Source organism: Sphingomonas sp. Leaf37 (assembly GCF_920939475.1).
GTDB lineage: Bacteria > Pseudomonadota > Alphaproteobacteria > Sphingomonadales > Sphingomonadaceae > Sphingomonas.
On record NZ_CAKLAX010000001.1, the window covers coordinates 415,955 to 438,864 of the forward strand.

Sequence of the window (22,910 nt, forward strand, 5' to 3'; positions counted from 1 at the left end):
GGCGGGGATGTCCTCCTACGGTCCGCCCGATCGATTCAACGAAGAACGCGCCACCTACACCGTCCGCGGGTCCGATACGCCGGATCTGGAGGCGGGGATCGCCGCGATCCGCAACGTGCTGCAAACGCTGCCGACCCGCTCCGGCGTCTATCGGATGCAGGATGCCAAGGGCGACGTCCTGTACGTCGGCAAGGCACGATCGCTGCGCCAGCGCGTCGCCAATTATACGCAGGTGAAGGGGCTGACCAAGCGGCTCCAGCGTATGATTTCGCAGACGCGGTCGATGACGATCGTCACGACCAACAACGAGGCGGAAGCGCTGCTGCTCGAGGCGCAGCTGATCAAGCGCTACCGCCCCGCGTACAACGTCCTGCTGCGCGACGATAAATCGTTTCCGTTCATCCTGTTGCGGGGCGACCACGATTTCCCCCGCGTGCAGAAGCATCGCGGCGCGCGGCGCGCGGTCGGCAATTACTATGGCCCGTTCGCCAGCGCGGGCAGCGTCAACAACACGTTGAACGCGCTCCAGAAGCTCTTCCTGCTGCGCTCGTGCACCGACAGCTTCTTCAAGACGCGGGACCGTCCGTGCCTGCTCTACCAGATCAAGCGCTGCTCCGCCCCCTGCGTCGGCCGGGTGAGCAAGGAGGAGTACAAGGAACTGGTCGACGATTGCCGCGACTTCCTCGGCGGCAAATCGACCAAGGTGCAGGCGAAGCTCGGCGCGCAGATGCAGGCCGCGGCGGAGAACATGGACTTCGAACTGGCCGCCTTGCTGCGCGACCGGCTGAAGGCGCTCACCTTCGTCCAGGGCACGCAGGCGATCAACGCGGAGGGGGTCGGCGACGCCGACGTGTTCGCGCTGGCGTGCAAGGACGGGACGATGGGCATCCAGGCGTTCTTCATCCGCGGCGGCCAGAACTGGGGCCATCGCAGCTTCTTTCCCCAGCATACCAACGAGGTGCCGGAGGACGAGGTGCTGGCGAGCTTCCTCACCCAATTTTACGAAGAGGTGCCGCCGCCCAAGACGATCCTGCTCGACCGCGAGTTGAACGAAGGCGCGCTGCTCGGCGAGGCGCTCGGCGAACGCGCGGGCTATAAGGTCGCGCTGTCGGTGCCGCAGCGTGGCGACCGCCGCCGGCTGATGGATCAGGCCAAGCGCAACGCGATCGAGGCGCTGGAGCGGCGGCTGGCGGAAAGCACGACGCAGGCGAAGCTGCTGCGCGAGGTGGCGGAACTGTTCGACCTGCCCGAACCGCCCGACCGGATCGAGGTCTACGACAACAGCCATATCCAGGGGACAAATGCGCTCGGCGCGATGGTCGTCGCCGGGCCGGAGGGGTTCCACAAAGGCCAGTATCGCAAGTTCAACATCAAGGGGAACGAGGCGGCGACCGACAGCGACGTCGGCATGATGCGCGAGGTGTTCCGCCGCCGCTTCGCCCGCGCGCAGGCCGAGGACCCCGATCGCGACGGCGGCGAATGGCCCGACCTGGTGCTGATCGACGGCGGCAAGCCACAGCTGAATGCGGCGAAGGCGGTGCTGGAGGATCTCGGCATCGAGGACGTGTGCATGGTCGGCGTCGCCAAGGGGCCGCATCACGGCCGCGAGGGGCGCGAGGTCTTCCACATGCTCGACGGGCGCGAATTCCAGCTGCCGGTCAACGCGCCGGTGCTGTTCTACCTCCAGCGGCTGCGCGACGAAGTCCACCGCTTCGCGATCGGCGCGCATCGCGATAAACGGTCGAAGGCTATCGGCGCCAGCCCGCTCGACGAGGTCCCCGGCATCGGTCCCGCGCGCAAGAAGGCGCTGCTGATGCATTTCGGCACGGGTCGCGCGGTGCGCAACGCCAGTCTGGAAGACCTGAAGAAGGCGCCCGGCGTGTCGGCGGGCGTCGCGCAACAGGTGTACGACTTCTATCACGCGCGCTGAACTCGCGCGGTTTTTGCATTGCCGCTGCGCCGGGTCCCATGAGATCGAGCGCTATAGCGGAGGGATGGTTGGGACATGACGACGCGCCTGCTAGCCATTTGTTCATGCCCGCGCGTTAGGCAGCGGCCATGGCGACCCCTGTCTTCCTGACCGTCGATACCGAATTCGCATGGCGGCACCATGCCGCCGGGCTCGACGTCGACACGATCTACGCGCGTTCCCTAGAACCTGCGGGCGTGGGGCTCAGCTACCAGCTCGAACGGCTCGCCCGTCATGATTTGAAGGCCTGTTTCTTCGTCGATCCGATGCCGGCGCTGGTGTTCGGCCTCGCCCCCGTCAAGCGCATGGTCGATACGATCATGGCGGCGGGGCAGGAGGTGCAGCTGCACCTGCACCCCAACTGGACCGGCGCGCAGCAGGGGGACCGCGCGGCGCATTACGGCCGGTTCCAGATGTACGAATATACGCTGGACGAGCAGCTCGGCCTGCTGCGCGGCGCGATCGAGCTTCTGGTCGCCGCCGGCGCGCCACAGCCGATCGCCTTTCGCGCCGGAGGCTATGCCGCCAATGCGGATACCTTGCGGGCGCTCGCGACGCTCGGCCTTGTCTACGACAGCAGCCATAATGGCGCCGAGCCGACGGAAAGTCGTACCGGTCTGCCGCCCGATCGCATCGCGCCGGTGATGCGGGAGCTGATCGAGGTTCCGGTGACGGTGATTGAGGACGCACCAGGCCTGTGGCGGACGTTCCAGCTATGCGCGTTGTCGAGCGCCGAGGCTGCGGCCGCGCTCGATCATGCCGTTGCCGGGGAGCACGCGGCCGTGACGATCGTCAGCCATGGATTCGAACTCGCCAACCGTCTGGGCACGCGCGCGAACGCGGTCCATGTGCGACGCTTCGACACGCTGTGTCGGTTGCTCGCGACCCGGCGGAACGATCTGCCGACGATGCACTTCGCTGATCGTCCGCCTCTGCCGCTCGATCGCGACGACCGGCCGCTGGCGGCGAACGCGCTCCGGCGGCGGATGCGACAGGCGGAACAGCTCTGGTCCAACTGGGTCTCGGAACGCGCGGCATGACGTCCGTCGCGTTGAAGTTTCAGGTCGGCGCGCGGACGCTGGCGTCGGTGAAGCGCAGGCTAATCCGCGTCGGCCTGTCGCTCGACGAGGTGCTGGCGGGGCAGGTGCCGCACTTGCCGCCGGGGGATGGCGACGGCTATCTCGTCACGTCGCTGCCGGAAGCGCTCGCGACGCAGATTGACGGCGCCGGCTTCAACGCGGTCGTGCGGCAGCGCTACACGCGTTTCTACACCGACCTTACGCTGGACCATGACGCATGGCTGGGCGGGCTGTCCGGCTCGGCGCGATCGACGTTGAAGCGCAAGACGAAAAAGGCTGAGGCGGCCGGCATGGAGGTGCGGGCGTATCGGACGCCCGACGATCTGGCAGCCTTTTACCCACTGGCACGAGAGGTTTCGGCGAGGACCTATCAGGAACGCTTGCTAGATGCCGGCCTGCCCGAGGATGCTGCATCGGTGGCGCATCTGCACGAACTGGCAGCCGCGGACGGCGTGCGGGCATGGCTGCTGCTCATCGGCGGCAATCCGGCGGCCTATCTCTGCTGTACGGCGCAGGGATCGGCATTGCGCTACGATCACGTCGGGCATGATCCGGCATTGAACGACCTGTCGCCTGGCACCGTCCTGCAGGCGGCGGCGATGGGATCACTGTTCGGCGACCGCTTCGCCCGGTTCGACTTCACCGAAGGCGAAGGACAGCACAAACGCCTGTTCTCCAGCGGCGGCGTGCCGTGCGTCGACCTGCTCCTCCTGCGCCCCACCCTGACGAACCGCGCGACGTTGCTGGCGCTGACTGCCTTCGACGGCGCGATGGTGCGCGCGAAACGCGCGACGCGGCATCCGGCACTGGCGGGACTGGCGAAGAAGATACGGCGATAACCCGGGAAGCGCGCACCGGTGACGCGGCGCCGCCGCGACGGAGGGCAAGACAGGCGATGAACGCCGCTGCCAACCGCCCCGGGCTAACGCCTTCACCGGGGAGGACTTCCCACCGCCGAACCGCTATATCCGCCCCATGCACCTCAGCGCAGAAGCCATCGTTCTCGCCGTCCGCGCGCATGGCGAACATGGCGCGGTGGTGCGGGCGCTTACCCGCAGCGATGGCGTGCAGCCCGGTTACGTCCGTGGCGGGCGATCGCGGCAGATGCGCCCCATCCTGCAACCCGCCAACGCCATCGCCGGCGAATGGCGCGCGCGCACCGGCGAACAGCTCGCCGCACTGACGATCGAGCCGCTGCACAGTCGCGCGGCGCTGCATGGCGAGCCGCTGCCCGCCGCCGCGCTGGCGTGGGTGACCGCGTTGACCGCGACCGCCTTGCCGGAGGCGCAGCCTTATCCCCGGCTCTACGACGCACTCGGCGCGGTGCTCGACGCGATCGAGGCGGCACCCGCGGCGCGCGGTTGGGCGAGTGCAATGGTCCGGTACGAACTGCTGCTGCTTGCCGAACTCGGTTTCGGACTGGACCTCAGCGCCTGCGTCGTCACCGGTGGACAGGACGATCTCGCCTTCGTCAGCCCGCGCAGCGGCGGGGCGGTATGTCGCGGCGCGGCGCACGGCTATGAAGAACGGCTGTTCGTATTCCCTCCTTTCCTGACCGAAGGTGGCGCTGCGGAATGGCCCGACATCGTCGCCGGACTGGCGATCACCGGCCATTTCCTCGCCCGGGACCTGCTGGTCGAACGCCGTGCCGATCCGCTGATCGCACGCGAACGGCTCGTGGCGATGCTGAAAAGGGCGGTTGCGTGAGGCGCTGACGCGCGGCAAGGCAGCGGCCATGGCAATGATCGCACTCCTGCCGGGCGACGGCATCGGCCCCGAAGTCATCCAGCAGGCCAGGCGCGTGCTCGACGCGCTCGATCTCGACCTGACGTATGAACAGGCGCTCGTCGGCGGCGTGGCCTATCACGCCACGGGTCATCCGTTGCCGGAGGCGACGCTGGATGTCGCACGGCGTGCCGATGCGCTGCTGTTCGGTGCGGTCGGTGATCCGGGCTGCGACAACCTCGAACGCGCGCTGCGGCCGGAACAGGCGATCCTCGGCCTGCGCAAGCACCTCATGCTGTTCTCCAACCTGCGCCCCGCGACCCTGTTCGAGGGCTTGGAGGATGCATCCACGCTAAAGCCGGAGATCGCGCGCCAGATCGACCTCGTCATCGTCCGCGAACTGAACGGCGATGTCTATTTTGGCGAGAAAGGCCGCCGTACGACCGCAGACGGCCTGCGCGAAGGCTATGACATCATGAGCTACGACGAAGCCGAAGTGCGCCGCATCGCGCGCGTCGGGTTCGAGACGGCGCGCCGTCGCAAGGGCAACCTGTGTTCGGTGGACAAGGCGAACGTGCTCGACACCTCGCAATTGTGGCGCGACGTGGTGATCGAGGTGTCGGCCGATTATCCCGACGTGACGCTCACCCATATGTACGTCGACAATGCCGCGATGCAGCTGGTGCGCAATCCCGGCCAGTTCGACGTCATCGTCACCGGCAACCTGTTCGGCGACATCCTGTCCGATCAGGCATCGATGTGCGCCGGGTCGATCGGCATGCTCCCTTCCGCCAGCCTCGATGGCGCGGGCAAGGGGCTGTACGAGCCGATCCACGGCTCCGCGCCCGATATCGCGGGGCAGGGCAAGGCCAACCCCTGCGCCGCGATCCTGTCCGCCGCGATGATGCTGCGACATTCGCTGGGGCAGCCGGAAGTCGCCGACCGGATCGAGGCGGCGGTGGCCCGCGCGATCCGCGACGGCGCGCGCACGGCGGATCTCGGTGGCACGATGACCACCTCCGCGATGGGGGATGCGGTGCTCGCAGTCCTGTGAGCGCGCTGTTGGAGATCGCGGTCGTCATCCCGACCTTCAACGAAAAGGCGAACGTCCCCACGCTGATCGCGAAGCTGGATCAGGCGCTGGCGGGGCGGCGCTGGGAAGCGATCTTCGTCGATGACGACAGTCCCGACGGCACGGCAGAGGCGGCGCGCGAACTGGGCCGGCTCGATTCGCGCGTTCGGGTGATCCACCGCATCGGCCGCCGCGGCCTGTCGTCCGCGTGCATCGAGGGGATGTGCGCGACTGCCGCACCGGTGGTGGCGGTGATCGACGGCGACCTCCAGCATGACGAGCGCCTGCTGTCGCAGATGCTCGACCTGCTCCAGCGCGATGCCGCTCTCGACCTCGTCGTCGGCTCGCGCTTCGTCGACGGCGGCGGAACGGGGGACTGGGATCGCGATCGCGTCGCCAAGTCGGCCTTCGCCACCAAGCTGTCGCGCAAGGTGCTGAAGGGCGACCTCAGCGATCCGATGAGCGGCTTCTTCGCGATCCGTACCGACCACGCCCGCCGGCTTGCCCCTGAATTGTCGGCGATCGGCTTCAAGATCCTGCTCGACCTGATGACGGCGAGCCCCGTCGCGCTGCGCTTCGCGGAGCTGCCCTATACCTTCCGGGTGCGGACCGAAGGCGAGTCGAAGCTCGATCACGTCGTCGCGATGGAATATCTGATCGCATTGTACGACCGGATGTTCGGCCGCTTCGTGCCGGTGCGGTTCGCGATGTTCTCCGGGATCGGCGTGCTCGGCGTCGGCGTGCATATGGGTGTGCTGGGGCTGGCCATGCTGCTCGGCGCGAGCTTCCTGCCCGCGCAGATCATGGGCGCGGTGGCGGCGATGACCTTCAACTTCCTGCTGAACAACGCGCTGACCTATCGCGATCGACGTCTGAAAGGGATGCGGCAGCTGCTCGACGGCTGGGTGTCGTTCTGCGTGGTCTGTTCGGTCGGGCTGGTCGCCAATGTCGGCATCGCCGCCTTCGTTCATGACGCCCGCGACGGCGGGGCCGCGGCATCGGCGCTGATCGGAATATTGGTGGGTGCGGTGTGGAATTACGCGCTGTCGTCGAAGTTCGTCTGGGGCCGCTATTAGATCCAGCTCTTCAGCCACATCCACCCGTGGAACGATCCCGGTCCCTTCAGCGCCGTGGCGCCGAGTATGGGGTAGAAGTGGATGAACAGCACGCCGGTCAGCGCCAGAAACGCTTCATCCCAATAGCGCAACCGTGCCCGCCAGTGGTCGAACGCCGCCGCGATGGCGATGGCGAGCCAGATGCTCGACAGATAGTAATAATAGAAGAACCCGAGCGATTTGGGGATGATCGCCCACATCGCGACGCTGCCGATCCACAGCAGCGCAATGCCGCCAGCTTTTGCGTTGCCGCTCCGGACCCACGCGGCGAGGCAGGCGAGCACCGCGATCAGCCCACCCCACATCACCGCCGGATTGCCGAGCATCAGCACCCCGCGCTGCGCGCCATCGGCAAACTCATACAGATACCATATGGGCCGCCAGTCGAACGGCCATGTCCACCACGCCGACTGATAGGTGTGCGGTGGCAGCACCTGCGTCTGCCGATGATACATGTCGATCTGGAACGGCAGCAGCGTGCGCCAGGTCAGCGGTTGGTCGGCATAGAGGAACGCCGGCCAGAAAGTCGCCAGATACGCGAGTGCCACACCGCCGCCGAGTAGCACCAGTGCGGCGAGCGGATGCAGCCCCGGCCAAAGAGCAGGTCGTCGCCAGCGCGCGATCAGGTAGGTCAGGCCGGCAAAACCGACATAGGGCAGCGCCGTCCATTTGGTCCCGACCGCCAGCCCCAGCAGGACGCTGCCGAGCAGCCATCGCCACCACCCGCCCGCCCGCATCGCCCACAACAACGCGGCCAGCCCGGTGACGACGAAGGCGGCCATGAACCCGTCGAGCATCGCCGTGCGCGCCTGCACGAACACGGTGAAGTTGAGCGCGGTCAGCACCGCCCCGACGCTCGCCGTGCGGATGCGCCCGAACAGCAGCCACAGGATCGCGAACACGCCCATCACCACCGCGCTCGCCGCGGCGGTGGAGAGCGCCCGCCAGCCGAGCGCATTGTCGCCGAACAGCATCATGCCCAGCGCGATCAAGGTTTTGCCGAGCAGTGGATGTTCGATGTTCACCGGCCCGGCGAGGCTGCGCAGCATGCGCGCGGCGGGTACGTAATGCACCTCGTCGAACACCAGCACGTGCGGCGTCGTCAGCCGCCAGCAGAAGAGCAGTTGCGCGAGCAGGCCGATGCCGAACGCAGCGGGAAGGGGACAGGAAAAGAACGCGCGCACAGGCGGCTTTGTCTGCGGGATGCTGTAGATTGGCAAGCCGATCGCGTCGTTTCACCATCACCGTCATCCCGGTACTCGCCGGGATGACGGAGGAGGGGGGTATGCATCACCTCGCTATCGCCTCATGCCCCGGAGGAGTCAGGCACCAACGCTTGCACCCCCCGCCCGCGTCCGGCAAAGCGGCGCGCATGAAGCGCAAGGCAGGCCAGGACCCCTCGATCACCTCGCAATGGCGTCCCGCGACGCTGGCTGTCCGAGGCGGCACCGCCCGCAGCGAATATGGCGAGACCAGCGAAGCGTTGTTCCTCACCTCCGGCTATACCTACGACAAGGCGTCCGATGCGGCGGCGCGCTTCGCGGGCGAGCAGGAGGGAATGACCTATTCCCGCCTGCAGAACCCGACGGTCGAGATGCTGGAAAAGCGGATCGCGCTGCTCGAAGGCGCCGAGGCGTGCCGGACGATGGCGACCGGGATGGCGGCGATGACCGCGGTGCTGCTGTGCCAGTTGCAGGCGGGCGATCACCTTGTCGGCGGGCGCGCGGCGTTCGGGTCTTGCCGCTGGCTGACCGATACGCTGCTGCCTAGGTTCGGCATCGCCACGACGATCGTCGATGCGCGCGACCCGCAGCAATTCCTCGACGCAGTGCGGCCGGAGACCAAGGTCTTCTTCTTCGAAACGCCGGCCAATCCGACGATGGATGTCGTCGATCTGCGCGCGGTGTGCGCCATCGCGCGCGAACGCGGCATCACGACGGTGGTCGACAATGCCTTCGCGACGCCGGCTTTGCAGCGTCCGATGGACCTTGGCGCGGACGTCACCGCCTATAGCGCGACGAAGATGATGGACGGACAGGGCCGCGTGCTCGCCGGCGCGGTGTGCGGGACCGAGGATTTCATCACCAACACATTGCTGCCCTTCACCCGCAATACCGGCCCGACGCTGTCGCCCTTCAATGCCTGGGTGGTGCTGAAGGGGCTGGAGACGCTTGATCTGCGTATCACCCGCCAGTCGGAGAATGCGCTGAAGGTCGGTCGTTTCCTTGAAGCCCGTGTGCCGAAGATCCTGCACCCGGGCCTGCCGAGCCACCCGCAGCACGAGCTGGCGATGAGCCAGATGGTCGCGACCGGCCCGATCTTCGCGTTCGAGGTCGCCGATCGCGCGCAAGCGCACGGCCTGCTCGACGCGCTCGCGCTGGTCGACATCAGCAACAACATCGGCGATTCGCGTTCGCTGATGACGCATCCCGCGTCGACCACCCACGCCAGCGTCGCCGAGGACAAGCGGATCGAAATGGGCATCGGCGAGGGCATGTTGCGCCTCAACGTTGGGCTCGAGGATCCGCAGGACGTGATCGACGATCTCGATCAGGCGTTGCGGCAGGTCGGCCTGTGAAGGAGTTTTTCCCGCACGCGGAAACCACGGGCGGGGTGACGGTGCGCGTCGCGGTGAGCTATCTGCCCGAACAGTCGGAGCCGCGTCGGGGCCGCTGGTTCTGGGCCTATCACATCCGCATCGAGAACCATTCCGAGCGCACCGTCCAGCTGCTGACCCGTCACTGGGTCATCACCGATGGCCGAGGTGCGCGCCATTCGGTCGAAGGGGAGGGCGTCGTTGGCGAGCAGCCGCTGATCGCACCCGGTGCGAGTTTCGACTATGTGTCGGGCTGTCCGTTGCAGACACCGAGCGGGGCGATGCAGGGCAGCTATCGGCTGATCGATGAGGATGGCGCGGCATTCGACGCGGCGATCCCCAAATTCGCGCTGTTCGCGCCGTCGGTTGATTCGTGAAGCGGACGCACCTGCCGCTGAATGGGCTGCGTGTGCTCGACGCGGCGGCGCGGCACCTGAGCTTCACCCGGGCCGCGGACGAGCTGGCGGTAACCCCGGCGGCGGTCGGGCAGCAGATCCGCGCGCTGGAGGATACGTTGGGCGTCGTCCTGTTCCGTCGCACCACGCGCGGACTGGAGCTGACGCCGGAGGCGGAGGCGGGACTTGGCCCGTTGCGTGACGGCTTCCTGCAATTCGAAGAGGCCGTACGGGCGATGCAGGCGGGCCAGTCGTCCAAGTCGCTGACCATCGCCGCGCCGCGCGACCTGACCGAGAAATGGCTGATGCCGCGGCTGGCCGAGGTTGCACAGCGGGACGGCGAACTGCGTTTCGTACTGCTGTCCTCCGACGATGCGATCGATTTCACCGAAGCCAATCTCGATCTCGCGATCCGCTGGGGTGAGGGGCCGGGTGAGCATGAGGGTGAGGCACTCGAATCGGACGGCATGGTGACGATCGCCGCGCCGCATGCCGGTGACGCGGTGATCGGCTGGCCCGGCTGTCCGGGGGGTGAGGGCGGCGCGCTGGTCCGGGTCGCGGATGCCGGTCTGGCGATCGATGCGGCCGTCGCGGGGCTTGGCCGCGCGACGGTGCCCGAACTGCTCGCGGCGCATGCGATCGCCGCCGGCACCGTCGTGGTGATCGGCGATCCGCAGCCGTCGCGGTTCGGTTATTGGTTGGTCGCGCCGCTGCCGCAATGGCGGCAGGCAAAGGTACGGGCGCTGGTCGACGCGCTGACGGCGTGAGCGCACCGTTAACGACCGCGCGACTGACGCTGCGGCCGAGGGTTCCCGACGATGCAGAGGCCCTGTTCGCGGCGATGGCAGACGCCGATGTCATGCGCTGGTGGTCGCGTGCGCCGTTTGCGACGGTAGACGAGCTGCGAGCGTATTTCTCGGGCGTCCAATGTGCCTGGACGGTGACGCGCACCCGCGACGATCGCGCGATCGGCTTCGTATCCGTGATGCGCCGACGTGAGGGGGTATGCGAGATCGGCTATCTATTCGCGCGCGAAACATGGGGCTGCGGGATCGCGTACGAGGCGGTGTCGGCGGTGATCGCGGATCTGTTCGCTGCGGGCGAGCGGCGCATATTCGCGGATACCGATCCCGACAATATTAGCTCGATCCGCTTGCTGGAGCGGCTTGGCTTCCTTTTCGAAGGCAGGCTGCGCGCCGAGTGGGAAACGCATATCGGCGTGCGCGACACGTTGATCTACGGGCTTTTAAACCCCTGCTAGGTCTTCTTTCGTTTCGAGGGGGGGGGCGTTAGTCGGCGGTGGGTGATACTTCTTCACATGCTGTGAACTCTTAGCTTACCTCCCCTCCGTCATCAGCGTCAGCGCGCGCGTCACCAGCGGCAGGAATTTCGCTTCGTTCACCGCCGCATCTGGCCGATGCCAGCTGCCGCTCACCGCATACCAGCGACCGGCCTTTGTCCGGGCCAGCAGGTTCAATGCGATCACGCCCGGTTCCGACCCGCCTTTGAACCCGACATAGTCGAATCGCGCGGCCGTCACCGGATCGACGCCGTGGTTGATCGACAGGATGCCACGCACGATCGGCCCGGCCTCCTTCAGCGCCGCCAGCAGCCGCGCCATGTCGCGAGGGCGCGCGAACCATTCGACGCTATCGTTCGCCAGCGGCCCGGCGGAGAACATCATCGGATCGAGTGCCGTCCCGGCGATCCGGGACGCCTGCGCCGCCAGAAGCGCACGACGCTGCGCTGCATCGCCTTTGCTCCAGGCCGCGACCAGCGCGGGATCGCTCTTGATGACGAACGCCTCGCGCGTGGTCAGCACCGGGCCGATTGCACCGAATGTCGCCGCCGTCGCATCGACCCGATCCCGACCCAGCAGCGTCAGCAGCGTATCCGTCGCGGTGTTGTCGCTGATCGAGATCATCAGCGTCGCCAGCGTCTGCACCGTCACCGGCGATCCCGCCGGCCAGCTCTGCAACACGCCCGACGGCAGCGACGGCGTGCCGACCGGCACCACCTGATCCCAGCGCAGCGTTCCCGCCGCGACCTGTCGCGCCGCCTCTGCCAGCACCCACAATTTGAATGCCGATCCGAGCGGGCCGGGACCATCGCCCCGGGTTTCGAACACCGGCGCCGGGGTGGAGCCATCCAGTGCATAGACGCCGATCTGCGCCGTTCCCGGCAGCGCCGCGACCTCCGCCTGCACCTTGGCCGCACTATCGTCGCGTGGGGCGGTTCCGGTGATGAGCAATCCGGCGATTGCATGCGGTGCGGCGGGATCCAGCGTGATGTGCCCGGTCGCGGTCCCCCGGTCGTAGCCGATGACGATGGTTGCTGCCCAACGGCCGATTGGCTCGAACCGTTCGATCCCGCGCGGCTCGCCCAGAGTGGTGCGAAGCTGCTGCGTCAACGGACCGAACCGCGCCTCCGGCACGGCCCGCTTGAATGAATCGGCGAACAGCGTGGCATAGCCGGGCTTGCCCGCAAGCACGGGGATCAGCGCATCGGCGCGCGATCGCACGGCCGGGTCGACGGCGATTGCTGGGGCGGCGTCGGCGGCATTCAACGGGGGCGCCGACTGCGCGGCGACAGCGACCGGAGCCAGGATCGCCATCGCCATTCCCAACGCGGCGATTAGTTTTTGAGCTTCCATCCTTTGCGCAGCAGCAGATAGCATGTGACCCCCAGCACGATGTCCACCGCGAGGATCGCGATGCTCCCGACCATGATCGGCGAATCGGCGGTGCCGAGGAAGCCGTATCGAAATCCCGAAATGATATAGAAGAACGGGTTGGCGTGGCTGAATGCACGGAAGGCGGGGGCAAGGCGGTCGACGGAGTAGAAAGTGCCGGACAACAACGACAGCGGCGCGATCACGAAGTTAGTTACCGCGGCGGCATGGTCGAATTTCTCCGCCCAGATCGATGTCAGCACACCCAGGAACGACAGGAACGCCGCACCGAGGAACCCGAACCACAGGATCGCGACCGGATGCACCGGCGTGACGTGGACGCCGGGGTACAGTGCCATCGCGCACCAGCAGATGAAGCCGACGATGAACGCCCGCGTCATTGCGCCGCCGACCAGCGCCGCCAGCAATTCCGCCGTCGATAAAGGCGGTTGCAGGTAATCGACGATCGTCCCCTGAATTTTGCCGACCAGCAGCGAGAAGCTGGCATTGGCGAAGGCGGGACCCATCATGCCCTGGCTGATGATAAGGCCAGGGGCGATGAAATCGGCGAAGGGAACGACGATGCCACCGACATGGACCGGGCTTTTCGCGCCGGTCGCGATGGTGAAGACGATCAGAAACAGCAATGTCGTGATCGCCGGCGCCCATACGGTCTGGAGGTGGACCTTGAAGAACCGGCGCACCTCCTTCACATAGAGGGTCTTCAGGCCGCCCCAGTTCACGTTCCGGATCACCGGCACGCCGGGGGCTGACCGGATCGCCGATTGGATTTCGCCGATTGGGGGCTGGCTGCTCATGGGCTCAGCGGGTAACCGCAGCCGCAGCCGCCCGCAACCCGGCGCGAGAGTAAGGAAGACAAGAATGTCGTGGACCGACGAGCGGATCGAGACGCTCAAGACGATGTGGGAGGCGGGACAGACCGCCAGCCAGATCGCCGAGGCGCTGGGTGGCGTCAGCCGCAACGCGGTGATCGGCAAGGCGCACCGCCTCGACCTGCAATCGCGCCCGTCGCCGGTGAAGCCGAACGAGCCGGCCGCGCCCGTGGCAGTGGCCGCCGAACCAGAACCTGCGGTCGCCGCGCCACCACCGCCGCCGCCTGCGCCCCCGGCGCGCCCCGAACCGGCTCCCGTGCCCGAACCGGTGGCTGCCGAGGTCGAGGAAGACGACGAGGATGAGGAGGAAGAGGTCGTTGCGGCACCCGCGCCGGTGCGCGAACCGCAGCCGATCCTGCGGTCCGTCGGTCCGGGCGGTTTCGTCCGCCAGTCACCCGGCGAACAACAGCCGCCCTCCACGCCCGCCCCACCGCGCCGGCTGGTGCCCGCCAAGCCATCGGCCGAGATCGCCGGCAAGACGACCTTGCTCGATCTCAACGACCGCATCTGCAAATGGCCGCTTGGTCATCCCGGCGAGCCGGACTTCCATTTCTGCGGAGACAAGGTGAACCCTGGCTTCCCCTATTGCGTCGCGCATTGCGGCCACGCCTATCAGGCGCAGCTGCCCCGCCGCGACCGGCGCCCCCCGCCGCCGCTGCCGTTCGGCGGCCCGCGCGTACGCTGAGCTGCGTCGGACGTCAGGGGCGTTTCCTGTGACGGCTATTTGATGAGGCCGCTTCCCGCGTGGGAGGCGGCCTTTTTTTTGTTGCTGTGCCGGTAAGCATATGGGCCGGGAAGGTTAGGATAGATCGACCCCATCCGCCTCCGTTCGCCACGAAAAAGGGGTCGGCCCCCTCATGGAAGCCGACCCCTTTCATCATCGTACCGAGTCGCCGATCGTCACCGAGGCGACGCCGGTTAGGCCTACACCGCCCAGTTCAGCTTCGCTGATCCGGGCGGTCCTGTGCCTTAGAAGCGGAACGCCGCCGTCGCGCGCAGCGAGTGCCAGCGGAACTTGTCGTCGGAACGACGGAAGTCCGTCGTCGCGCCGCCAGCCGGCAGAATAAACGGGTTGTTCGCCGCTGCCGTACCCTGCGACACGCGCACGCGGGCGTCGTCGTCCTGATACTGGTGGTAGGTGTATTCCATGCCGATCGAGAAGTTCTCGCCCAGCTTCTGCTCGACGCCGCCGCCGCCGACGATACCGAACTGCTTGCGCTTGCCGAACTGTGCGAAGCTGTTCGCGGTGTTGGTCGAGGTGAAGCTGCGATCGATGTTCGCATAGCCGGGGCCGAACGTGCCGTAGAACAGCGTCGTACCGGCCGCATAGCCTGCGCGGGCGCGAATGCTCGCTTCCCACTTCACGTCGCGCGTCATCACGTAGTTTGCGGGCGTGGTCGAGAAGGCGCTGACGCTGTCGGTGATTTCGGTCTTGCCGAATTCACCCAGTGCACCGACGACGATGTTGCCACGCTGCGTATCGAAGCCGACGCGACCATAATAGGACCAGCCGTCCTTGTCGTTGCGGCAGCTGCCCGGCAGCGGCGTCGCGCCGACCGCGCGGCCGTTGCAGAAGCCCGGCGAGAACGCATTGGCGCCTGCTGCGGTCGACACGGTGTCGCCGAAGCTGCCGTTCGAACCACGATCGAACAGGATCGACGAACCGACGTCGTTCGGCTGAACGTCGTAGCCGCCCGATGCGCCGACGTAGATGCCGCTAAACGGCGCACGATCGGTGGTGTCCTGAGCCTGGGCGGCGGTGGCGAAAGTAGCGGCGGCGACGGCGCCGATAAGCAGGATGTTACGCATGGTCTCTCCCGAGGGGGTGTTGCAGTCGGTCGAGGAACGTCCTTGGCGGCCTTAATATGCATCTATGCTGATGATTTGCCGCAACTGTGGCTTTCAGGCATCACCCGGGACATGGTGTAGCAACATCCGCGGTGGTCTGGCGCTGGCATCCTCGCGGATGTTCCCTTATGGTTCCATCGATGGCCCAAGACCTGTTCGCGTCCCCCGCGGCGCCCGCCAATGCTTATGACGCGTCGTCGATCGAGGTGCTGGAGGGGCTCGAACCCGTCCGCCGCCGTCCTGGCATGTACGTCGGCGGTACCGACGAGCGCGCGCTGCACCACCTTGCCGCCGAAGTGCTCGACAATGCGATGGACGAAGCCGTCGCGGGGCACGCGACCCGGATCGAGGTGACGCTGGAACCCGGCAACCGCCTGACCATCGTCGACAACGGCCGCGGCATCCCGGTCGATCCGCACCCGAAGTTCCCCGACAAGAGCGCGCTGGAGGTGATCCTGTCGACGCTCCACTCCGGCGGCAAGTTCGCGGGCAAGGCCTATGCGACCAGCGGCGGCCTGCATGGCGTCGGCGTGTCGGTGGTCAATGCGCTGTCGTCGGACACGCTGGTCGAGGTCGCGCGCGATCGCCAGCTCTACCGTCAGCGCTTCAGCCGCGGCCTGACGCAGGGGCCGCTGGAGCATGTCGGCGCGGCACCCAACCGCCGCGGCACCTCGGTGGCCTTCACCCCCGACACCGAGATATTCGGCCCCGAACTCGCCTTCAAGCCGAAGCGCCTCTACCAGCTTGCCCGGTCGAAGGCGTATCTGTTCGCCGGGGTCGAGATCCGCTGGCGCTGTTCGCCCGAGCTGGTCGAGGGCACGGACACGCCACCCGAAGCGGTCTTCCAGTTCCCCGGCGGCCTCGCCGATCACCTCAAGGAACAGATCGGCGGGCGCGAATGCGCGACAGCCGACTTCTTCGCGGGCAATCAGGATTTTCCCAACGAACAGGGCCGCGTCGAATGGGCGGTCGCCTGGCCGCTGTGGAGCGACGGCAGCTACAGCTGGTATTGCAACACCATTCCGACACCCGATGGTGGCACCCACGAACAGGGTCTGCGTCAGGCTCTGGTCCGCGGCCTGCGTGCATTTGGCGAACTGGTCCACCAGAAGAAGGCGAAGGATATCACTGCCGACGACGTCATGGTCGGCAGCGAGTTGATGCTTAGCGTCTTCATCCGCGAACCGCAATTCCAGAGCCAGACCAAGGATCGTTTGACCAGCCCCGAAGCCGCCAGTCTCGTGGAAAAGGCGGTGCGCGATCATTTCGACCATTGGCTCGGCCACAACATGGACCGCGGCAAAGCGCTGCTCGGCTACGTTCTCGACCGGATGGACGAGCGCCTGCGCCGCAAGCAGGAACGCGAGGTCAAGCGCAAAACCGCGACCAGCGCGCGCAAGCTGCGCCTGCCGGGCAAGCTGACGGACTGTGCCAACGACGGCAACGAAGGTACCGAGCTGTTCATCGTCGAGGGTGACTCGGCAGGGGGCTCGGCGAAGCAGGCGCGTGACCGCAAGACGCAGGCGATCCTGCCGATCCGCGGCAAGATACTCAACGTCGCCAGCGCGACCAGCGCGAAGATCGTCGCCAATCAGGAGATCGCCGACCTGATCCAGGCGCTGGGCTGCGGCACCCGCAAGGATTGCGATGCCAGCCAGCTCCGCTACGAACGAGTCGTCATCATGACGGACGCCGACGTCGACGGCGCGCACATCGCGACGCTGCTGATGACCTTCTTCTTCCAGGAAATGCCCGACCTCGTGCGTCGCGGGCATCTCTACCTCGCGCAACCGCCGCTCTACCGCCTGACGGTCGGCGCCAAATCCCTCTACGCCCGCGACGACGCGCATCGCGCCGAACTGGAACGCACCGCGTTCAAGGGCAAGAAGGTCGAGGTGTCACGCTTCAAGGGCCTCGGTGAGATGAACCCGGGCCAGCTGCGCGAAACGACGATGGACCCCAAGACCCGCGGCATGATTCGCATCACCTTGCCGCAGGAATATGAAGAACGCGCCGGCGTAAAGGACTTGGTCGATCGTCTGATGGGTAACAACCCCGCCCATCGCTTTGCATTCATACAGGAAAATGCAGCGCGTCTGGATGAAGAGGCGATCGACGCCTGAGGGATCGACGCTGCGCTATAGTCGTGGCATGCTTCCGTATCGCGGAGGTGATCTGAGCATGATCCTATTGGCATTATCGCTTCAGGCTGTCGCCGCCCCTTCGGTTGCGATGGTGTCGGAAAAGCGGGACATTGTCGTCATCGGTACGCCACTTAAAGACAGCGAACGATACTGGCAGGCATGCCGCAAACGCCATTGCCCGCCTGACGAAGAGATCAAGGCGGCGCTCATCCATGGCGAGAATCTGTTCGTCGCGGGTGACTACCGTCAATCCCGGGCTGTGCTGAACGCGACGATCGCGAACACGCGTGGCAGCGAAGCCCGCTTTCCGGTAGCCGTCAGCGATCTGCGTCGTGCCGAAGCGCACGTCGCGACGCATATGGGAGAAACCGAAGACGTGCGGCGGGGAATGGTCGCATCGCGCGACGCCCTGAAGGCGGGATTGGGCGCCAAGGATCAGCGCACCCTCGCCCAACGACTGCAGATCGGCGACAGCATGATGCTGGAGGGGCCGCAGCCGATGTCGTCGGGTCCCAACATGTTTTACAACGACTATCGCCTCGGTGCGCTCCGTGCCTACGAGTCGGTTGCGCGCGATGCCGAACAGCTTGATCTGCCGGAGATTCGCGGGCGCGCGATGATCCGTGTCGCATCCTTGCTTACGGTTCTCGCCGCCGGCAACCCGTCGGCGTATGAAACCCGGGCGCGGGCAGCGTTACGTCGGATCACGGACACGACCGACCCCAGACTTGCCGTGTTCCGCGACGCCGCGGTCCTGCTCGGGGGCAGGATGGACATTGCGCGGGGCGATCCGGGCGCGGTGGATCGGCTCGTCGCATCGTACAAAGGTCCGCCGAGCGATCGACCCGTCCTGCTGTACGCGCCACCAATCGACTGGAACGCCAGCCATGACCGGACGGCTGCCGCAGCTGGTGTCATCGCCGCGAGTGGGACGGGGCATACCAATGCCGGGCATGCCGACGAATGGATCGACGTCACGTTCGTCGTGCGGCCCGACGGCCGCGTCGAGGATGTGGAGATGCTGCGCGAAAGCGGTAACCGGCGATCGGACTGGGTCGGACCGGTGTTGCAGCAGATCGCCGGGCGTCGCTACGCACCCCTGATGGTAGAAACCGGTGCACCCGGGCAGATGCGGGTCGAGCGTCATACCTATACGGCGAGCTGGGGTGGTGGAACGGGAAGCCGGATTCGCAAACAGGTCGGCAAGCCGCGGGTGGTCGTCCTCGACCTGACTGCCGAGCAATCTGCGGGCCCGCCCGTGACGCGACCCGTTCCGGCAACCGCGTCCGGTGTCGCTCCGCGCGGATAATGGCAAGCCTGTCGACCTGCGCCATATCCCGATCATGCGGAATATGGCGGCCGGCGGACCCAGGGTCGGCAACCCTTACTTGACCACGAAGGTCACGCCTGCGGTTTCCCAGTCGGCGCGGGTCTGGCAGATCGTTTCCGGCATCTCGCGCGTGGCGGTCTTGCCCAGCGTCGTCTTGGGCATGCAGAGGCGGCCGGCGGGGTCCTGAGCGGCCTTGGCGGTCAGCGTGATCTTCGCCGGACCCTTGGTGCGCGCGAGGGCAGGTGCGGCCACGCCCGTAGCGATCAGCCCGGCAGTGGCGATCAGGGCAACGGAGCGGCGCAGCGATGTCGAATGGGTCATGGGTTATCCTCCTCGGTAATTCGGCGAGACGTTTTCGCCTCGTACCCGGTGCACTGCATTACCCATGCCAAACACTAAAACCCCATGAAAACAGCAGGTTAGTGCCACGGCTGTCACGCCGCTGTCGTATCCCCCCGCCGTGGGTTGGTGAAATCCGCCAAGGACTGGCGAGCTTTCGTCGATACGGTCGTGCGTCATCACGTGTGATGGAGTTGACCCGTCACGCGTGCGGCTCGTATGCAGGAACGGGCGGTCTTTCGAAGGCCGCCCTTTCTCGTTTGGAGAAGAGGAGACCTCTCGTGACCATTACGCCGCTCATGCCCGTCTATCCACGGTGCGGTGTGCGTCCGGTCCGAGGCGAGGGGTGCTATCTGATTGCCGAAGACGGCACGCGCTACCTCGACATGGCGGCCGGCATCGCGGTCAATGCGCTGGGTCATGGCCACCCGCATCTGGTCAGGGCGATCGCCGAACAGGCTGCGACGCTGATGCACGTGTCGAACCTCTACGGCAGTCCGCAGGGCGAAGCGCTGGCCGAGCGGATCGTCGCCAACAGCTTCGCCGACACCGTGTTCTTTACCAATTCAGGCGCCGAAGCGGTCGAATGCGCGATCAAGACGGCACGCCGCTTCCATTATGCCGAGGGCAATCCGCAGCGGCACAAGATCATCACCTTCAACAACGCCTTTCACGGGCGGACAATGGGGGCGATCTCGGCGACCAACCAGCCGAAGATGCGTGACGGGTTCGAGCCGCTGCTGCCCGGATTCGCCTATGCGGCCTTCAACGATCTGGAGGCGGCGCTCGCGTTGATCGACGACGAGACCGCGGGGTTCATGGTCGAGACCATCCAGGGCGAGGGCGGCGTGTCGGTCGGCACGCCGGAATTCATCACCGGCCTGCGCAAAGCGTGCGACGAGCACGGCCTGCTGCTGATTCTCGACGAGGTGCAATGCGGGTACGGACGCACCGGCAAGATGTGGGCGTACGAACATTATGGCATCGAACCCGACATCATGTCGGTGGCCAAGGGGATCGGCGGCGGCTTCCCGCTCGGCGCGTGTCTCGCCACCGAACATGCCGCCAAGGGCATGGTGATCGGCACGCACGGATCGACCTATGGTGGCAATCCGTTGGCAATGGCGGCGGGGCAGGCGGTGCTCGACGTGATGCTGGCCGATGGCTTCCTCGCCAACGTCGAGGCGATGGGCGAGCGGTTGCGCGGGGCGTTGGAGCAGATGATCCCGAACCATGATCATGTGTTCGAAGGCGTCCGCGGCAAGGGGCTGATGCTCGGCCTCAAGTTGAAGGCGGGTGTGGAGCCGCGCGAATTCGTGGCGCATGCGCGTGACAACCATCAGTTGCTGCTGGTCGCGGCGGGCGAGAACGTCGTGCGTATGCTGCCGCCGCTGGTGATTGAGGACGCGCACGTCGCGGAATGCGTCGACAAACTGAGCGCCGCTGCCCGCGTGTTCGTGCCGGCGAGCGACGACTAAAGATCATGCTTCCCCCGCGAGGGGGAGGTGGCAGCCGCAGGCTGACGGAGGGGGAGGTAAGCGGTGAGTTCGGTGTTTTCGGAAACGCCCCCTCCACCAGCTTCGCTGGTCCCCCTCCCCCGCTTCGCGAGGGAGGATTTAATATGCGCCATTTCCTGAACCTGTCGGATGCCGGCGCCGATGGCGTCGCCGCGATGCTCGCCGATGCAATCGACCGCAAGGCCGCCCGCAGGGGCCTCCCCAAAGGCCGCGCCGATGCCGACGCGCCGCTCGCCGGCCATGTGTTGGCGATGGTGTTCGAAAAGAACTCCACCCGCACCCGCGTCAGCTTCGACATGGCGATCCGCCAGCTCGGCGGCACGTCGATTGTCATGGACGCCGGCTCGATGCAGCTCGGCCGCGGCGAGAGTGTCGCCGACACCGCGCGTGTCCTGTCGGGCTATGTCGATGCGATCATGATCCGCACAGACGATCACGCCAAGGTCGAGGATATGGCGCGCTATGCCAGCGTCCCCGTCATCAACGGCCTGACCGATTTCTCGCATCCCTGCCAGATCATGGCGGACCTTCAGACCATTCTGGAGGACGGCAAGGCGCTGCCCGGCCTCAAGGTCGCGTGGCTCGGTGACGGCAACAACGTGCTAGCCTCGCTGATGGAGGCGGCTGGGCTGATGCAGTTCGACGTCGTCGCCGCCTGTCCGCAGGGTTTCGCTCCGCCCGAGCAAGACATCGCGCTGGGGCAGGGCCGCGCCCGCGTCGTCGCCAGCCCGCAGGAAGCGGTCGCAGGTGCCGACGTCATCGTCACCGATACGTGGATTTCAATGGGGCAGGCGCATGCGGACACCAAGCTCGCCGCGATGATGCCCTATCAAGTCGACGAGGCGCTGATGGCGCATGCCAAGCCCGATGCGCGCTTCCTCCACTGCCTGCCCGCGCATCGCGGCGAAGAGGTCGTGGACGCTGTGATCGACGGCCCCCAGTCGCTGATCTGGGCGGAGGCGGAGAACCGGCTGCACGCGCAGAAGGCGGTGCTGCGCTGGGTGTTCGGGCAGATCTAAGGTCTCGCACTCATCCTTACCCAGCGCCGGCTACCGCCGTCTCCCTCTCCCGCCGGGAGAGGGAAGGGGCCCGCCGCGTTAACGGTGGGAAGGGTGAGGGCGACCCAAACTTGACCCCCACCACCCCGCATCCCATCTCCCACCCATGCAACAGACCACCGATCTCGATCGCGCGCTCGGCTTCGCGATCCCTTCCCGCTCGGCGCGCGGACGTGTCGTGCGGCTCGGCCCGGCGCTCGACCGGGTCCTCGCCGCACACGCCTATCCGCCAGCGATCGAGGCCCTGCTTGCCGAGGCGCTGACGCTCGCCGCGTTGATCGGGTCGACGCTGAAGGACCCGACCGGTCAGCTTACCATGCAGACGCGCACCGAGAATGGCGTCGTCCAGCTGCTCGTCTGCGATTATCGCGGCGGCGAGGTGCGCGGTTACATCGATTACGACGCTGACAAGCTCGCCGCCGCGCCCGAACAGCCGACATTGTTCGCGCTGTTCGGCCAGGGCTATCTTGCGATCACCTTCGATCTCGCCACCACCGGCGAACGCTATCAGGGCATCGTGCCGCTGGATGGCGAAACGCTGTCCGAGGCGGCGGAGAGCTACTTCACCCAGTCGGAACAGATCCCCAGCCTCGTCCGCGTCGGCATCGCCCGCGATGCTACGGGGCGGACTATCGCCGGCGGCTTGTTCCTCCAGCATCTGCCGGAGGGGGAGGTCGGCCGCGAGCGGCTACACACCCGACTCGATCATCCCGAATGGGAGCATGTCGAGGCGCTTGGGCGCACCACCGGGGCGGACGAACTCGCCGATCCGTCATTGCCGCTGGAGACGCTGATCTGGCGACTTTTTAACGAAGAGGAGGACGTTCGCGTGCTCGCGTCGACGCCGCTGTCGCGCGGCTGTCGCTGCACCGGCGAGTATATCGCCAGTGTCCTGTCGAAGTTCTCGATCGAAGAGCGCCGCGAGATGGCGGACGACACCGGCTTCATCCAGGTCGATTGCGCATTCTGTGCGACCAAGTTCCCGGTGGCGGCTGAAACCGACCCGGTTGCCTGACGCAATCGGCCTCCGTTCGCCGCATCCGTCGGAACGTTCGGTCTTAAACGGATTTTAACCGGCTCCCCCTTAGATAAGGCGTGTGCAGGGTTTCGATCGTCGCACGCTTTTCTCCCTTAAAGAGCGGGTACGCTCTTCCCCTTC

21 protein-coding genes are annotated in these 22,910 nt (G+C 66.4%); 16 read left to right on the plus strand and 5 right to left on the minus strand.

Annotation, left to right across the window (positions count from 1 at the left end; all coding sequences use genetic code 11):
• Window positions 1-7: 7 nt before the first annotated feature.
• The 6 genes from uvrC (at window position 8) to LRA87_RS01755 (ending at window position 6,921) form a co-directional block, all read left to right on the plus strand.
• On the plus strand, window positions 8-1,930 hold the full coding sequence (uvrC, locus tag LRA87_RS01730; RefSeq protein WP_230628679.1) for an excinuclease ABC subunit UvrC: 1,923 nt from the start codon (window positions 8-10) through the stop codon (window positions 1,928-1,930).
• 128 nt (window positions 1,931-2,058) lie between these two features.
• Window positions 2,059-3,009 (plus strand): polysaccharide deacetylase, encoded by a 951-nt coding sequence (locus tag LRA87_RS01735; RefSeq protein WP_230628680.1) that lies wholly within the window; start codon window positions 2,059-2,061, stop codon window positions 3,007-3,009.
• A complete protein-coding gene (locus tag LRA87_RS01740; RefSeq protein ID WP_230628681.1) occupies window positions 3,006-3,887 on the plus strand; it encodes a GNAT family N-acetyltransferase in 882 nt (293 codons plus the stop codon). Before LRA87_RS01735 ends, LRA87_RS01740 begins: the two co-directional genes overlap by 4 nt.
• A gap of 136 nt (window positions 3,888-4,023) precedes the next feature.
• On the plus strand, window positions 4,024-4,755 hold the full coding sequence (gene recO / locus LRA87_RS01745; protein ID WP_230628682.1) for a DNA repair protein RecO: 732 nt from the start codon (window positions 4,024-4,026) through the stop codon (window positions 4,753-4,755).
• A gap of 34 nt (window positions 4,756-4,789) precedes the next feature.
• Window positions 4,790-5,827 carry a 3-isopropylmalate dehydrogenase gene (gene leuB, locus LRA87_RS01750; RefSeq protein ID WP_230629773.1) on the plus strand — a complete coding sequence of 346 codons (1,038 nt, stop codon included), beginning with the start codon at window positions 4,790-4,792 and terminating at the stop codon, window positions 5,825-5,827.
• Complete coding sequence (locus LRA87_RS01755; RefSeq protein WP_230628683.1) at window positions 5,824-6,921, plus strand: glycosyltransferase family 2 protein; 1,098 nt, start codon at window positions 5,824-5,826, stop codon at window positions 6,919-6,921. The genes leuB and LRA87_RS01755 overlap by 4 nt, the downstream gene beginning before the upstream one ends.
• Here the strand turns inward: LRA87_RS01755 and LRA87_RS01760 are convergent.
• Window positions 6,918-8,180 (minus strand): phospholipid carrier-dependent glycosyltransferase, encoded by a 1,263-nt coding sequence (locus LRA87_RS01760; protein WP_329958573.1) that lies wholly within the window; start codon window positions 8,178-8,180, stop codon window positions 6,918-6,920. The genes LRA87_RS01755 and LRA87_RS01760 overlap by 4 nt on opposite strands.
• A 152-nt stretch (window positions 8,181-8,332) precedes the next feature.
• Here LRA87_RS01760 and LRA87_RS01765 point away from each other — a divergent pair, with 152 nt between their 5' ends.
• Genes LRA87_RS01765 through LRA87_RS01780 form a run of 4 tightly spaced genes read left to right on the plus strand, consistent with a single transcriptional unit; the run spans window position 8,333 to window position 11,212 of the window.
• Window positions 8,333-9,538, plus strand: coding sequence for a trans-sulfuration enzyme family protein (locus tag LRA87_RS01765; RefSeq protein ID WP_230628684.1), 1,206 nt, complete (start codon window positions 8,333-8,335; stop codon window positions 9,536-9,538).
• Window positions 9,535-9,933, plus strand: a complete 399-nt coding sequence (apaG, locus tag LRA87_RS01770) for a Co2+/Mg2+ efflux protein ApaG (protein ID WP_230628685.1) — start codon at window positions 9,535-9,537, stop codon at window positions 9,931-9,933. The genes LRA87_RS01765 and apaG overlap by 4 nt, the downstream gene beginning before the upstream one ends.
• Window positions 9,930-10,718 (plus strand): LysR family transcriptional regulator, encoded by a 789-nt coding sequence (locus LRA87_RS01775; RefSeq protein WP_230628686.1) that lies wholly within the window; start codon window positions 9,930-9,932, stop codon window positions 10,716-10,718. Before apaG ends, LRA87_RS01775 begins: the two co-directional genes overlap by 4 nt.
• Window positions 10,715-11,212: a GNAT family N-acetyltransferase gene (locus LRA87_RS01780; RefSeq protein WP_230628687.1), complete on the plus strand. Its 498-nt coding sequence runs from the start codon at window positions 10,715-10,717 to the stop codon at window positions 11,210-11,212. Before LRA87_RS01775 ends, LRA87_RS01780 begins: the two co-directional genes overlap by 4 nt.
• Before the next feature lie 75 nt (window positions 11,213-11,287).
• Here LRA87_RS01780 and LRA87_RS01785 read toward each other — a convergent pair whose 3' ends face one another.
• A complete protein-coding gene (locus LRA87_RS01785) occupies window positions 11,288-12,565 on the minus strand; it encodes a serine hydrolase (protein WP_230628688.1) in 1,278 nt (425 codons plus the stop codon).
• 20 nt (window positions 12,566-12,585) lie between these two features.
• Window positions 12,586-13,440 carry an ABC transporter permease gene (locus LRA87_RS01790; RefSeq protein ID WP_230628689.1) on the minus strand — a complete coding sequence of 285 codons (855 nt, stop codon included), beginning with the start codon at window positions 13,438-13,440 and terminating at the stop codon, window positions 12,586-12,588.
• A 64-nt stretch (window positions 13,441-13,504) separates the two neighbouring features.
• On the opposite strand from LRA87_RS01790, the gene LRA87_RS01795 reads away from it, so the two are divergent.
• Window positions 13,505-14,200 (plus strand): GcrA family cell cycle regulator, encoded by a 696-nt coding sequence (locus LRA87_RS01795; protein WP_230628690.1) that lies wholly within the window; start codon window positions 13,505-13,507, stop codon window positions 14,198-14,200.
• 284 nt (window positions 14,201-14,484) lie between these two features.
• Here LRA87_RS01795 and LRA87_RS01800 read toward each other — a convergent pair whose 3' ends face one another.
• Window positions 14,485-15,324 (minus strand): outer membrane protein, encoded by an 840-nt coding sequence (locus LRA87_RS01800; protein ID WP_230628691.1) that lies wholly within the window; start codon window positions 15,322-15,324, stop codon window positions 14,485-14,487.
• A 179-nt stretch (window positions 15,325-15,503) separates the two neighbouring features.
• Here LRA87_RS01800 and parE point away from each other — a divergent pair, with 179 nt between their 5' ends.
• Window positions 15,504-17,486 carry a DNA topoisomerase IV subunit B gene (gene parE / locus LRA87_RS01805; RefSeq protein WP_230628692.1) on the plus strand — a complete coding sequence of 661 codons (1,983 nt, stop codon included), beginning with the start codon at window positions 15,504-15,506 and terminating at the stop codon, window positions 17,484-17,486.
• A gap of 58 nt (window positions 17,487-17,544) precedes the next feature.
• A complete protein-coding gene (locus LRA87_RS01810) occupies window positions 17,545-18,816 on the plus strand; it encodes a hypothetical protein (RefSeq protein WP_230628693.1) in 1,272 nt (423 codons plus the stop codon).
• Between the two features lie 75 nt (window positions 18,817-18,891).
• On the opposite strand, the gene LRA87_RS01815 is transcribed toward LRA87_RS01810, so the two are convergent.
• A complete protein-coding gene (locus LRA87_RS01815; protein WP_230628694.1) occupies window positions 18,892-19,158 on the minus strand; it encodes a hypothetical protein in 267 nt (88 codons plus the stop codon).
• Between the two features lie 299 nt (window positions 19,159-19,457).
• Here LRA87_RS01815 and LRA87_RS01820 point away from each other — a divergent pair, with 299 nt between their 5' ends.
• From LRA87_RS01820 to hslO, 3 genes are all read left to right on the plus strand, one after another.
• Window positions 19,458-20,654: an aspartate aminotransferase family protein gene (locus LRA87_RS01820; RefSeq protein WP_230628695.1), complete on the plus strand. Its 1,197-nt coding sequence runs from the start codon at window positions 19,458-19,460 to the stop codon at window positions 20,652-20,654.
• Between the two features lie 143 nt (window positions 20,655-20,797).
• A complete protein-coding gene (argF, locus tag LRA87_RS01825; RefSeq protein WP_230628696.1) occupies window positions 20,798-21,712 on the plus strand; it encodes an ornithine carbamoyltransferase in 915 nt (304 codons plus the stop codon).
• A 145-nt stretch (window positions 21,713-21,857) separates the two neighbouring features.
• The gene (gene hslO / locus LRA87_RS01830) at window positions 21,858-22,766 is read left to right on the plus strand and encodes an Hsp33 family molecular chaperone HslO (RefSeq protein ID WP_230628697.1); all 909 of its coding nucleotides are present in this window, start codon (window positions 21,858-21,860) and stop codon (window positions 22,764-22,766) included.
• The last annotated feature ends 144 nt before the right edge of the window (window positions 22,767-22,910 follow it).